Raw genomic sequence first — 12,732 nt, forward strand, 5'->3', positions numbered from 1 at the left:
CCCAGTTGGGGGCCGCCGCGCACCGGATCGGACGACGAACGCTGCCGACCATAGGCCCCCGATGACCCACACCGCGATGCCGCAGCTCGACAGTTTCGATCCTGAGGTGCTCGACGCCGCCCGTGACGTCGCCGCCAGGGCTGGTGTTCCGCTGGAGACCTGGATCGCCTCGGTCGTTCCCCAGCAGCAGCCCGGCACAGCGGGCAATCGTCGGCAGCGTCGCCGCCTTCGCGCCGAACAGCTCGACCGGCCGGTGAGCCGGCCGGAGACCCCGGTGCGTGCGGATGCCGGCATCGACGCGATCGGATCACGGCGGTGGGAACGCCCGGCCGAGGATCGCCCACCCGCCCGGCCAGCTGCCGTCGCCGAAACCTACACGGACGGCATCGCCGCCCTCATGAGCCGCCTCGACGGCCTCAATCAAACGCTGGACGCGGACCGGCGTGACGCGCAGATGGCCGAGGAACATCGGCTCGCGGAGATCGAAGCCCGGATCGAACGCGCCCTGAAGGCCGCTCCGGTCCAGCAGGTGACCGAGCGGCTCGGGGATATCGAGCGCCGTATGTCGCAGCTCGGCGAGCAGGTCGCCGCCACGCGTCAACCCGGCCGGCGCGCCCGCCCGGCCGCCGCCGACATCCGCAACGCCGTGCAGGATATCCGCCAGCGCCAGCGGGAGCTGTCGCAGGAGGTGACCGGCGACGCAGCCTCGCTGCCGGCCGATGGCGGCGTGGTCGCCAGCATGCGTCTGGATCTCGCCCGCCGCCTGGAGGCGCGCACCGAAGATGCCACCGCGACGTCGGCGGCCCTGTCCGAGCTCCAGGTGGAGACCGTCCGTCTGCGCCGGGCCATCGACCAGCTGGCCACGAGCCGCGACATCGGCGCGCTGGAGCAGGCCGTCACCGCGCTCACGAACGGTCTCGATCGCGCCCAGATCGGCACCGACCTCACCGCCATCGCGGCGCCGATCGAGGCGATTCGGCTTCAGGTCGAGCTCCTGGCCGAGGCGGTGGCCGAGCAGGTCCATGCCCGCGTCGCCGAGGATGTCCGCCGCCTGTCCGAGCGCCTCGACGATGTCGCGGCGACCGGCCCGGCGGATCCGGAGGGACAGACCCTGGCCGGGCTGTTCACGGAACTCGCCGAGATCCGGCAGCTGATCACTGCGCTGGCCGATCCGGAGCGGATCCAGAGCCTCGCGAACAGCCTGCAGGTGATCAGCGCCCAGGTGGTGCAGCTGCAGCGCATCGGAGCCGGGCCGGACCTGCGCCCATTGCTGGATGAGGTCCGCGGCGACGTGAAGGTCGCCGCGCCCGCAGCGCTCGCCGAGCAGATCCAGACGCTGGCCGAGAAGGTCGATCACCTCTGCGCGCTGCAGGATCGGGCTGAGCCCGTCATCGAGGAGGAGCGCGCGCAGCCCGGCGAGATGGCCTCCATCCAAGCCATGCTTCACACGCTGGCCGAGAAGGTGGACGCAGCCGGCGAGCACGAGGGCCTCGACGCCCTCGAGAAGCAGGTGATGACCCTGGCCGACCGGCTGGACACGCCCCATGGCGGCGATCCGGCCCTGGCCGGACTCGAGCGCACCATGGGCGATCTTCTCGCGCAGGTCGCGGCCCTTCGGGACGCCGCCCCGAGCGAGGCCGTGGTCGAGCGCGCCGCGCGCAACGCGGTCGCCCACACCCTGAGCGGATCCGGGATCGCCGCGGAATCGGGCGAGATCGGCCTGCTGCGCGCCAGCCTCGCCGACATGCAGGCGCGGCAGGCCGCCTCGGACGAACGCCTCGGCGCCACGCTGGAGGGGGTTCAGACCGCCCTCGAACGTCTGATCGTCCGCCTTGGTCCCGCGGAGGCTGGCGAACCGCGGGTTCCGTCCCTGGGCGAACGCCTGATGTCGTCCACCAGCCCGGATGTGACGCTGGCCGCCGCGGATCGGGAAACGGCCGGCCGGTCGTCCGTGGGCGAAACCCCGCTGCTCGCCGACGACCTCCTCGAACCCGGGAGCGGGCGGCCTGCGCGTGCGCCGCGCGGGGGGCGTGATTCGGCAGGCCGCCGGTCTGCCAAGGATCCGCAGGCCGAATCGGTCCGCGTTCGGCTCAGCGTCGATTCCGGACCCGAGAGCGATATCAAGACGAGCTTCATCGCGGCGGCGCGCCGGGCCGCACAGGCTGCCCAGGCGGAACTGGCCGCGGAAGCGCCTGCCGAACGTCGGGACACCCGTGCCACGAAGCCGGCGATGCCGCAGGCTTCGGGCGAGCCGGGCCGGCTCGGCCGGTTGCGGAGCGAGATCGACCGCCGGCGTCGGCCGCTGCTGCTCGGGCTGGCCGCGATCGTCCTGGCGCTCGGCGCCCTGCAGGCGGTCAAGCTGCGCGCACCTGATGAGCCCCGTCCGGTGGTCGCCGCGAGCCAGGCCGCACCGGTCGGCGGCGAGGCCCCAGGTAACACCGCGAAGGCGGACGCCAAGTCCGAGACCGGTGAGGCTGCCAGGGAGGCTTCGAAAGATGCCGCGAAGGAGCCCGCCAAGGTCGCCGGGGCGGAGGGCTGGAAGGATGCCCCGGGCGCAAAGCCGCCCGTGACCGATCCGACCACCACCCAGGCCCTGCCGAACCCTGTTCCCGCCGAGGCGCATGCGAGCGCCGCGAAGGCCGCCCTTCCGCAGGTCGCGGGGATGAACACCCTGCAGGCCGATCTCGGTGGCGTGCCGGTGGGCCTTGCCAAAACGAAGGCGTCCGCGCTCGGGGGCGACGGCACGGCGGTCTGGGATCTTGCCACGCGGGAGGCCGATGGCCGCGGCATGCCGCGCGATCTCGCGCTCGCGGCCAAGCTGTTCGAGAAGCTGGCGACGGCGGGCTATGCTCCGGCGCAGTACAAGCTTGCCGGCCAGTACGAGAAGGGTGCTGGCGTTGTCCGCGACCTCGATAAGGCCAAGCTCTGGTACGGCCGCGCCGCCGATCAGGGTCATGCCCGGTCGATGCACAACCTCGCGGTGATCTTCGCCGAGAACCCGGCCGCCAATGGCAAGCCGGACTTCGCCTCCGCGGCGTCCTGGTTCCGCCAAGGGGCGGAGTACGGTGTCCGCGACAGCCAGTACAACCTCGGCGTGCTGTACGCCCGCGGCATGGGTCTGACACAGGATCTGGTGCAGTCCTACGCGTGGTTCGCCGCCGCCGCCGCCCAGGGCGACGAGGACGCGGCCAAGAAGCGGGACGACGTGGCCAACAAGCTCAGCACTGCTGAACTCGCCAGCGGGAAGAGCCTCGCAGCCTCGTTCAAGCCGCGAAAGATTGACGCGGCGGTCAACGAGCCGCCGAGTGCCAAAGCCGGTGCTCCGGCCCCGATGTCGCTGATCGGCGCTCCCACGCCGAGCCCCGTCGCCTTCACGACCGGACCGAAGCGGTCCTAACTGGGATTGAACGGAGCGCGGTGCCGGACAATCCGAGCTTGACCGCGCTCCCGCGATGCGGGAACGCTCCGCCCGGGTGGCGTCGGACCGAAGTGGGGCCGCGTAGGTCGCCAGCCCTTGCCGTTGCTCGGAGGATGGATGGCGCGCCGGAACACCATCCCGATCGGCGCCCTGGTGCTCGGTGTGGCCGGGCTCATCCCGTTCCTGGGTTTCGCGGCCCTGGCGGTCTCGGGCAGTGATGGCGGCCTGAGCAGCCTTGGATTGGCGCCGCGGACGATCCTCTCGGCCTATGGCGCGGTGATCGCCTCGTTCCTCGGCGGCATCCGTTGGGGGGCCGCCGCGGCGCGCAATGCCGGCAATGCCGATTACCTCGTGGCGATCATCCCCTCCCTGGTCGCCTGGGCCGCGATGGCGGCGCCGGCGCCGTGGGATCTGCGCATCCTCGGCGTTCTCGTGCTCGCCTGGGGCCTCATCGATCAGGACCTGCACCGCCGGGGCCTGGCGCCGCTCTGGCTCGGGCGGTTGCGGCTGGTGCTGTCGGGCGTGGCCGGCGCGGCGCTGCTGGTGGCGGCCTGAAGCCGGGCTTTGCGGACTGCGTTTGGCCAGGGGGGTCGGATCCCGAAACCCGGCAGTCGGTTCCCACGGTCGTTTGTGGTGGTGGATATCTGCTGTTCCCGTTTCGGGTGCAGAACTGAGGACAGCGGACGGTCAGCGATTGGCTGAAGCCGGCCGCCCGGTGCTCGTCCGCTTCGGAGGGGAACTGCCAGACCAGCGGACAAACTGATTCTGACCCGTTCGGGTCATTCCCGATGGGGCTTCGCGACGTCAGCGATGAAACCGCCTGATCGAACCTAGCTTTGACGACGGGCTGTCCAGCTTCCCGAACACGACGTCAGACCAGACAGTGACCACCGACCGCTTCCGCCTGACCCACGCAGGCGACCCACGACTTGAACATTGGCGAGGCCTTTGCGGATCGTGCCGCGGATCCGTCCGTCCGCTGCGGTGCGACCCGAGGCGTCGACGCTATTCTCTCCGGCATCGTCCACGTTTCCATCGCGGATGACGATCGGGTAGCGGTATGGCCCCGTGCACGAACCCGTTTCGGTCGTGGCAACGACCGACCAAGCGCCGTCAAAGCGCCCGGCCGCCATAGACGGCGTGGGAGCCAGACCAAGGACCAGGATCAAGGCGGACGAACGCGTCGCGTTCTGGAAATTGACCATCATCGTCTCTCGTGGAAGTAGAGTTTAGATTGCAATCTAGTTGAGTTGAGTTCGTATACTCAATTCTACAGTGCGGCTCGAAGCCGACACTTCAAGACATGTGCGCTCGACGCGGGCGTTGGCATGTTCGCCGAGCTGTTGCGGGACGAGCAGGGTTATCGAAGGCCCCTGACGATATTCGATTTCGCCGAACCCCTTGCCCGCCCTTATGACTTGACGCGCGGCATGATGCGCACTATGGCTCGGATGGGATCCGCTCAGTGTGGACGTTTCAATGCTTGGCTCGGACACGAAATGGCCTTGAACTGACCCTCAGATGGCGCATCTAAACTGACGTACGGGCGTGATGCCTTGAAATCGTGCCGCATTCAGGCTCGTCGAACCGGATCGGACTTTGGTTCGGGTGCAGCCCGGACCTGCGCCGCACGTCCACCAAGCCTGGAACGGCGCCATCGGCATCCGACCGACGGTGGTTGGTGACGACCTGGGTGAAGGTCACATCACGAAGGGCTACGGGCCGGACGCGCACCGGGAGTGGTGCGGGCGCCCGGCCGCGCGGCCGTGCCGAGCAAGAGGGCGACCGGCCCAGCACAACCTCAGAATGGGGATAGAATTCGAGCACGAGCAACATTGCCACTACGAAGCGGATTGAGCAGATATGGAAACGGGATCCCTCGTTTCACTAAGAAAAATCTACCAGTAGGCATTTTTATAATCCGACTGGGTCGGGCCCGATAACGCCCGCGGAGGTCAAAAGGATGTGCGCTCGTGTCGAGCGCTGCGACCGGGGTTATCAGCCCCGCGGCAGGGGAGGCGGTGCGCCTCTTCGACACGACCGTGCCATGGAACCAATTGCCCGCACGTCACCTCGGGCCTGTACGGCGGCGGCGACTGGGGCGGTTTCGCCGGTGTTTCCCGACGATGCCCGGTCCGGTCATGTGTCTCGTGCTTTGTCTCAGGCCACGTTGAGCGTGCGGGCGATACGGCCGCGGGCCACGCAGAATATCCGCGCTGGTTGAACGCCTGGAATGTCTCGACTGACCGCGGTGGGGCGCATCGCTGTCAAAGGACCGGCGGAACACGCATCCGCTACCGAGAGCCGCCCAGCCGCTCATGAATGACTGGGTCGCGTCGAGACCAGCCGCTTGCCTGCTCGACCCATGGACGTCCGCGCAGGGAGCGCGTGGTTTGCCTGCGCCAAAAGCGGCCGCGGCCCGTCCCACCGCGCACAAGCCCCCCCCCCAACACAACGGCGGGCGCCCCAGAGGACGCCCGCCGCCTGTTCGATCGAGGCGTGTAAGCCTCACGCACCCATGGCGGTCTTCAGGTTCTGATCGACCTTGTCGAGGAAGCCCGTGGTCGAGAGCCACTTCTGCTCCGGCCCGACGAGCAACGCCAGATCCTTGGTCATGAAGCCCGCCTCGACGGTGTCGACACAGACCTTCTCGAGGGTGGCGGAGAACTTCGCCAGATCGTCGTTGCCGTCGAGCTTGGCGCGGTGCGACAGGCCGCGGGTCCAGGCGAAGATCGAGGCGATCGAGTTGGTCGAGGTTTCGCGGCCCTTCTGGTGCTCGCGGTAATGGCGGGTGACCGTGCCGTGGGCGGCCTCGGCCTCCACGGTCTGGCCGTCCGGCGTCATCAGAACCGAGGTCATCAGGCCGAGCGAGCCGAAGCCCTGCGCGGCGGTATCCGACTGCACGTCGCCGTCGTAGTTCTTGCAGGCCCAGACGTAGCCGCCCGACCACTTGAGGCACGAGGCCACCATGTCGTCGATCAGGCGGTGCTCGTAGGTGATGCCGAGCGGCTTGAACTTCGTCTCGAACTCCTCCTCGTAGACCTTCTGGAACAGGTCCTTGAACCGGCCGTCATAGGCCTTGAGGATGGTATTCTTGGTCGAGAGGTAGACCGGGTACTTGCGGGCCAGCCCGTAGTTCAGTGACGCCCGGGCGAAGTCGATGATCGACTGGTCGAGGTTGTACATCGACATGGCGACGCCGGCCTCGGGGAACTTGAACACCTCCTTCTCGATGACCGTGCCGTCATCGCCCTCGAACTTGATGGTCAGGCGGCCCTTGCCGGGCACCTTGAAGTCCGTGGCGCGGTACTGGTCGCCGTAGGCGTGGCGACCGATCACGAAGGGCTGGGTCCAGCCGGGGACGAGCCGGGGGACGTTCTTGCAGATGATCGGCTCGCGGAAGATCACGCCGCCCAGGATGTTGCGGATCGTGCCGTTGGGCGAGCGCCACATCTCCTTGAGGCCGAATTCCTGGACCCGCTGCTCGTCGGGGGTGATGGTGGCGCATTTCACGCCGACGCCGTGGCGCTTGATCGCCTCGGCGGCGTCGACCGTCACCTTGTCGTTGGTGGCGTCGCGGTGCTCGACGCCGAGGTCGTAATAGTCGAGGTCGACGTCGAGATAGGGATGGATCAGTTTGTTCTTGATCTCGGCCCAGATGATCCGGGTCATCTCGTCGCCGTCGAGCTCGACGACGGGGTTCGCTACCTTGATCTTCGCCATGGACAGTTGCCTCCCGCGTTGTCCCCGCGCACGGCATGCAAGGGCCGTGCGGTCGCCCGCCCGGACGGGTCGGACGAAAATTCGCCCCGCGACATAGCGCGGCCCTTCCGGCGACGGAAGGCGCGGGCTGTCATCCGGGCCGCTTCGTCACCCGGGCCTCGACGGGCGCGGCCCGGCCATGCCAGACGGCCTGTATGACGAGCCGAGACACACAGGGCGACGCCCCCAGAAAGGTGACCGAACTCCCGCCGGGGCTCGCCCCCACGGTGATCCTCGTGGAGCCACAGCTCGCCGAGAATATCGGCATGACGGCCCGCGCCATGGCGAATTTCGGCCTGTCGGACTTGCGCCTCGTCAATCCGAAGAACGGATGGCCCAAGAAGGGCGTGCGCGAAGCGGCCTCCGGCGCGACGCATGTCCTCGACCGGGCGACGCTCTTCGGCAGCGTCGCCGAGGCGATCGCCGATTGCCACTACGTGCTGGCCACCACGGCGCGCGAGCGCGGGCAGATGAAGCGCGTCTTCGCGCCCGAGGAGGCGATGGGTGAAGTCGTCGCGCGGGAGGGGCAGCGCATTGCCGTGATGTTCGGCCGCGAGCGGGTCGGGCTCACTAATGACGAGGTGTCGCTGGCCGACGCCATCGTGACGTTTCCGGTCTCGCCGGATTTCCCCTCGCTCAACCTCGCCCAGGCGGTGCTGCTGGTCGGCTACGCGTGGCGTCAGGCGAGCGGCCGGGCCAAGCTGCCGTTCTCGGGGGAGCTGCTTTCGCCACCGGCGACCCGCGAGGCTCTACTCGCGCTGTTCGGGAGCCTGGAGGCCGCCCTCGACGCGGCCGGCTTTTACCCGCCGGAGAAGCGCGACATCATCGCCCGCAACATGCGCGACATGCTCCATCGCATGGAGCTGACCGAGCAGGATGTGCGCACCTTCCGCGGCGCGCTGCGGGCGCTGACCCGGAAGGGCGTCTGACGACTAGGGCGCCGCTTCCATCTCCGGCGGCTTGCCCCCACCGAAGCAGCGCCCGACCGCCTCCCAGAAGGCCGCCTGCTCCTCTTCGGTGCAGGCGGCCATGCGCGCCTCGACCTTGGCGCGGCCCGCCACCGCGTCGGTGGTTGTGGCGACCTCCGCCTCGCTCGGGTTGCTCGCTTTGGCCATGGATATGCCTCCGTTTGGGAACGAAAGCGCAGCTCGGCCGTGCGGTTCCGTTCCGCCGCGCATTCGGGCATGGAGGGCGCCAGGGAATAGGCGGGGCATCGGGTGCGGCTGAGTGTAGACAATCTGGCCTGCCGCCGCTCCGGCCGCCGCATCTTTGCCAACCTGTCCTTCGCCCTCGGGCCGGGCGACGCCCTGGCGGTGACCGGCCGCAACGGCGCCGGCAAATCGAGCCTGCTGGCCATCCTGTCCGGCCGATTGCGGCCGGATGCCGGGCGGATCGACGTCGCCGAGGTCGGCGAGGCGAGCCTGCCGGAATGCCTGCACGCGGTGGGCCACCGGGACGGGCTGAAGAGTTCCCTGACGGCTGGCGAGAACCTCCTGTTCGCCCAGCGCATCCTCGGCGCGCCGCGCCTTGCCCCCCGCGACGCGCTGGAACGGCTCGGCCTCGGCCATGCCCACGATCTGCCGGTGGCGTATCTCTCGGCCGGCCAGCGGCGGCGGGTGGCGCTCGCGCGGCTCCTCGTCTGCGCCCGGCCGCTCTGGCTGCTCGATGAACCGACAGCCGCACTCGATACGGCGTCGCAGGCCGTGCTCGCCGAGCTGATGGCGGGCCACCGGGAGGGCGGCGGCCTCGTGATCGCGGCGACCCATCAGGCGCTCGGCCTCGCGGACGCCGCGGAGTTGCGCATCGAGGCCGCCGCCGCTGCCCCCATGGCGGATATCCTGGAGGAGTGGGCGTGATCCGCGCCGTCCTCGCCCTCATCGCCCGCGACCTGCGCCTGTCCGGCCGCGTCGGCGGGTCCGGCGCGCTGTCGCTGGTGTTCTTCCTGATGATTGTCGCCCTGGTGCCGTTCGCCCTGGGACCCGATCTGAACCTGCTGTCGCGGATCGGCCCGGCGATCCTCTGGCTTGCCGCGGTGCTGGCGACGCTGATCGGCCTCGACCGCCTGTTCCAGGCCGATGAGGAGGACGGCTCCCTCGACCTGATGACCGCCGCGCCGGTGCCGCTCGAACTGGTGGTGCTCGGCAAGGTGACGGCGCATTGGCTGACCACCGGCCTGCCACTCGCGCTGGCCGCGCCGCTCTTCGGCCTGCTCGTCGCCCTCGACGGCACCGCCATGAGCGCCACGGCCCTGACGTTGCTCGCCGGGACACCGGCGCTGAGCTTCATCGGCGCCGTGGGCGCGGCGCTGACGGCTTCGATTCGCCGGGGCGGGCTGATTCTGGCGGTGCTGGTGCTGCCGCTGATGATCCCGACGCTGATCTTCGGCGTCTCGGCCGCTCAGGCGGCGAGCGGGGGGACGGTGCCGTTCCTCGTGCCGCTGGCCGTGCTGGCCGCGCTGACGCTGATCGCCGCCGTGGTCGGGACGCTGGCGGCGGCGGCCGCGTTGCGCTGGCCGGAGTGAGGCTGGCCTTCAAGCGCTCCGTACTACCGTAGTCGGGCCGAAGATTGTCACATCAATGTCCTGAAGGATAATTTATAGAACTTCGGGATAAAATCTCTAAAACATTGTCGTAGCACGCGTCGTTTTCTCCGGTGTTTCGAAATTTCGGTACCCTGATATTTTTGTCGTCAAAGCATTCCTCTTCGTGTTGCAACCCATACTGCGTCACATCGACTTTGATTGTTTCAGGACAATCCCGCGCAAGCGAGGAGTAAGTCTTTGTCTGCTCCAAATTTATTTGCAGGCAGGAAACTATATGATTTTTTCAAGGCTCTGGCTCGTCCGCGAAGCGATGCTGGCGCGTGTGCGACATCGGAGACTTTGGCGCGCTTGGCTTATCGCGACCGTTCGGCTGCAGACGTCTCTATCGCGCTTGTCCCCTGGCTATGCAGATTTTGGCAGCCCTCGACGCAACTGAGGTGAGGGCCCTCACAAGGGCGCTGACTATTGTTGGTCCGGTCCGCCGGTGATCGTAAGGGCAATGGCAGCCTTCTGAAATGGAAAGGCCGTGGGCTGCCAGTGGCGACCGAGCTTGAAACGGTCTGCTTCAGTGCGCTCGTTCTCCCAAAGAAGCTTCGCCAAAGCCATGCGATCGCCGGCCTGCAAGGCATCCCCTACCGCAACCCAACTCCGAAAATAATCCGATATCGGCTCGCCAGCGATCGCATTTTGCTTCTCGTATCGCTCCCTGAAGCTCGGGGTAATCAGATCCCAATGTTTCCTGGCAATCGCAAGTTCGCCGAGCGCTGCGTTTGTGAGGCACATCCAGATATGATCTTTACTGAAGCTATAACCTAGCATTTCTTGGGACAAAATAAATGTTAAAATTTTTTCGATTGTGTCTAAGGATCTGAGAAGCGGAAGGACCTTGGTTTCAATTTGATCGACGAAATTGCCAGCGATGGTCGGGTCGTCCCAGTCCCAAACGCCGTCCTCGCCAGCAGGCATGAACTGACGCGACCGACCGATCATACCGATTGATCGCCCATAACCTCCAAAATCGAATTTGTCCCCGCGAATATATAGCTCCGTAAGCCTCCACTCCAGCGTGAAGTATCCGCGACTGGGGCGATCATAGATTCGAATCTGCCTTGCAATATGCCCGACGCCTTGGAGGCATAGAAACTTGCCCCCCGTAAAAGCAATATCGGGGTTTCGATCGATCAACGGAGCAGACAACGCTCGAATTTGTTGTGCTGAGGTACGAGTTAATTGGGCCATTTCCTGGGCCTCACTTGTATCATGACGTATCGTACCACTTCGGGAAATTTGCGTTTTGCAGCCATGATGGAAGCGACGGCCTGTTTGGGCGTCCATCCCTCCCGTCCGGTTTTTGGATCATAGATACAGGCGGTGTCGAACCGAGGCCGTTCAAATACGTCGGATCTCTTGCTGCCTAGCAGTATCATCTTTCCTTTATCGTCCAGGTTAGCTAAAATAAGTTCTGCAACAAAATTTGGATCTTCCTTCCTGTTGATGATGCGCGCGATCTCAACATGGATCATGGTACCCAGCTGGGTCGCATTTGCATACCCACCACGCGCTGTCACACGCGCAGTTGCTTCGTCCACAATGGCCTGTACTTCCCCAGCTCTTGGGCAGGCGTCATCTAATTGAGCTTGGTCGAGCCGGCCGATCCACATCGGCATATCCATCTGCGGATCGTCCCCAAATTTATATTCTTGCGCCGACATCCCTAAAACGGTGCCATACCCATCCTCACGAGCGGAGAGGTACGTCAGGAGCTGCAACCCAAGCTCGAAGGTTGCGATGACGGAGGCGGCGATCAGCGGTAGGGCGGGGGCGAAGGCCTGTTGAACGATCGGCTCAGAGACGAGACTGGTCGGCGTAAAGGTGGTCCGCGATAGGACCTCGCCTGTTTTGCCGTCGCGAATCGTCTGCGTTTCCCCGGAGGTCTCGAAGACGCGGCTCTCACCATCCGGCGCCGTGACTGTATCCTGTTCGTCGAAGGGTCTGCGCCCCGCCCGGATCCGAATCGACAGGACCCGCGTCCCATCCTCCAATGTCGCGCTCTCCGTGAGCGGTGGCGGATCCTGGGGGGACGGCCCGTTCGGTCGATCCTCTTGGAGCGAGGCCCACTGTGCACCGATGGGAGCCGGCACCCACTCGCCGCCGTTCGACTGTCCCGCCGGTGCCCGCGGCTGCGTCTCCCAATTTTTGGCCTGAAACTCCCGCTGCAAACGGATCAGCTTGGTCTCCAGCGTGAGGCCGGCCAGAACGTCGCGCAAAACGATTGCTTCGCTGTGCGCTTGAGACTCGTGACGCATGGTAGCCCCGCCCCGCCCGCCGCCGTGTTGCGACGGCGAGAACATAAGAGGAACAATAGGAAAAATGTCAAGATCTGGGACTCGCTGCCCGACCGACTGCCGGCAGCCTGTTCCGCGTTGACGCGTCGCGCCCCGCTCACTATAGAGACGGCTTCGCCGAGGGGCCGCGCTTTCGCGCGCGCTGCGTTTCGGCCATCGCCACACAACCTGACGCGACGACCGATCTCCGGCCAGCCTGGCCCGTCGGCATCGCCCGACGAAGAGAACGAGGATTCCATGGCCAACACCGCTTCGGCCAAGAAGATGACCCGCAAGATCGCCAAGCGCACGGCGATCAACCGCTCGCGCCGTTCGCGCATGCGCACCTTCGTCCGCAAGGTCGAGGAGGCCATCGCCACCGGCAACCAGCAGGACGCGCTCGCTGCGCTCCGCGCCGCCGAGCCCGAGATGATGCGTGCCGCCCAGCACGGCATCGTTCACAAGAACAACGCCTCGCGGAAGGTTTCGCGGTTGGCCGCCCGGGTTAAGGCCCTCGCCGCTTAAACCACCCACAGCCTTCAGACGGTTTGAAGCCCGGCTCCACGAGCCGGGCTTTTTTCTTGCCCGCTGTCCGGCTCGCATCACGGCGCGCCGCCGTAACCGAGGCCGCCACTCGAAACCATTAACCCTATCCAAGAATCGGCGACATTGCGGAGTCTCGGCGC

10 protein-coding genes are annotated in these 12,732 nt (G+C 66.6%); 6 read left to right on the plus strand and 4 right to left on the minus strand.

The features are described from left to right. The first annotated feature begins 61 nt into the window (after nucleotides 1-61). Together MKK88_RS32000 and MKK88_RS32005 are read left to right on the plus strand one after the other, a co-directional pair. Complete coding sequence (locus MKK88_RS32000; protein ID WP_244007539.1) at nucleotides 62-3,397, plus strand: hypothetical protein; 3,336 nt, start codon at nucleotides 62-64, stop codon at nucleotides 3,395-3,397. 138 nt (nucleotides 3,398-3,535) lie between these two features. Beyond that, complete coding sequence (locus MKK88_RS32005; protein WP_244007541.1) at nucleotides 3,536-3,973, plus strand: DUF3429 domain-containing protein; 438 nt, start codon at nucleotides 3,536-3,538, stop codon at nucleotides 3,971-3,973. 1,953 nt (nucleotides 3,974-5,926) lie between these two features. Here MKK88_RS32005 and MKK88_RS32010 read toward each other — a convergent pair. Further along, complete coding sequence (locus tag MKK88_RS32010) at nucleotides 5,927-7,141, minus strand: NADP-dependent isocitrate dehydrogenase (RefSeq protein ID WP_244007543.1); 1,215 nt, start codon at nucleotides 7,139-7,141, stop codon at nucleotides 5,927-5,929. Nucleotides 7,142-7,335: 194 nt separating this feature from the next. Here MKK88_RS32010 and MKK88_RS32015 point away from each other — a divergent pair, with 194 nt between their 5' ends. Next, on the plus strand, nucleotides 7,336-8,109 hold the full coding sequence (locus tag MKK88_RS32015) for an RNA methyltransferase (RefSeq protein ID WP_244007545.1): 774 nt from the start codon (nucleotides 7,336-7,338) through the stop codon (nucleotides 8,107-8,109). A 3-nt stretch (nucleotides 8,110-8,112) separates the two neighbouring features. On the opposite strand, the gene MKK88_RS32020 is transcribed toward MKK88_RS32015, so the two are convergent. Next, nucleotides 8,113-8,295, minus strand: a complete 183-nt coding sequence (locus MKK88_RS32020) for a hypothetical protein (RefSeq protein WP_244007546.1) — start codon at nucleotides 8,293-8,295, stop codon at nucleotides 8,113-8,115. A gap of 102 nt (nucleotides 8,296-8,397) precedes the next feature. On the opposite strand from MKK88_RS32020, the gene ccmA reads away from it, so the two are divergent. Further along, complete coding sequence (gene ccmA / locus MKK88_RS32025) at nucleotides 8,398-9,036, plus strand: heme ABC exporter ATP-binding protein CcmA (protein WP_244007548.1); 639 nt, start codon at nucleotides 8,398-8,400, stop codon at nucleotides 9,034-9,036. Beyond that, entirely contained in the window at nucleotides 9,033-9,701 is a 669-nt protein-coding gene (gene ccmB / locus MKK88_RS32030; RefSeq protein WP_244007550.1) for a heme exporter protein CcmB, read from the plus strand. The genes ccmA and ccmB overlap by 4 nt, the downstream gene beginning before the upstream one ends. A 483-nt stretch (nucleotides 9,702-10,184) precedes the next feature. Here ccmB and MKK88_RS32035 read toward each other — a convergent pair whose 3' ends face one another. Both MKK88_RS32035 and MKK88_RS32040 read right to left on the minus strand, forming a co-directional pair. Then, complete coding sequence (locus tag MKK88_RS32035; RefSeq protein ID WP_244007552.1) at nucleotides 10,185-10,961, minus strand: hypothetical protein; 777 nt, start codon at nucleotides 10,959-10,961, stop codon at nucleotides 10,185-10,187. Continuing rightward, nucleotides 10,949-12,028, minus strand: a complete 1,080-nt coding sequence (locus MKK88_RS32040) for a hypothetical protein (protein WP_244007554.1) — start codon at nucleotides 12,026-12,028, stop codon at nucleotides 10,949-10,951. Before MKK88_RS32040 ends, MKK88_RS32035 begins: the two co-directional genes overlap by 13 nt. 276 nt (nucleotides 12,029-12,304) lie before the next feature. Between MKK88_RS32040 and rpsT the strand changes: the two genes are divergently transcribed. Then, a complete protein-coding gene (gene rpsT, locus MKK88_RS32045; protein WP_007561677.1) occupies nucleotides 12,305-12,571 on the plus strand; it encodes a 30S ribosomal protein S20 in 267 nt (88 codons plus the stop codon). Nucleotides 12,572-12,732 lie beyond the last annotated feature (161 nt).

Source organism: Methylobacterium sp. E-005, from assembly GCF_022829725.1.
In the GTDB taxonomy this organism is placed as follows: domain Bacteria; phylum Pseudomonadota; class Alphaproteobacteria; order Rhizobiales; family Beijerinckiaceae; genus Methylobacterium.

Bases quoted from the DNA above. Each gene is read 5' to 3' on its own strand.
- MKK88_RS32000 (WP_244007539.1), top strand. From the start codon at position 62: ATGACCCACACCGCGATGCCGCAGCTCGACAGTTTCGATCCTGAGGTG.
- MKK88_RS32005 (WP_244007541.1), top strand. From the start codon at position 3,536: ATGGCGCGCCGGAACACCATCCCGATCGGCGCCCTGGTGCTCGGTGTG.
- MKK88_RS32010 (WP_244007543.1), bottom strand. From the start codon at position 7,141: ATGGCGAAGATCAAGGTAGCGAACCCCGTCGTCGAGCTCGACGGCGAC.
- MKK88_RS32015 (WP_244007545.1), top strand. From the start codon at position 7,336: ATGACGAGCCGAGACACACAGGGCGACGCCCCCAGAAAGGTGACCGAA.
- MKK88_RS32020 (WP_244007546.1), bottom strand. From the start codon at position 8,295: ATGGCCAAAGCGAGCAACCCGAGCGAGGCGGAGGTCGCCACAACCACC.
- MKK88_RS32035 (WP_244007552.1), bottom strand. From the start codon at position 10,961: ATGGCCCAATTAACTCGTACCTCAGCACAACAAATTCGAGCGTTGTCT.
- MKK88_RS32040 (WP_244007554.1), bottom strand. From the start codon at position 12,028: ATGCGTCACGAGTCTCAAGCGCACAGCGAAGCAATCGTTTTGCGCGAC.
- rpsT (WP_007561677.1), top strand. From the start codon at position 12,305: ATGGCCAACACCGCTTCGGCCAAGAAGATGACCCGCAAGATCGCCAAG.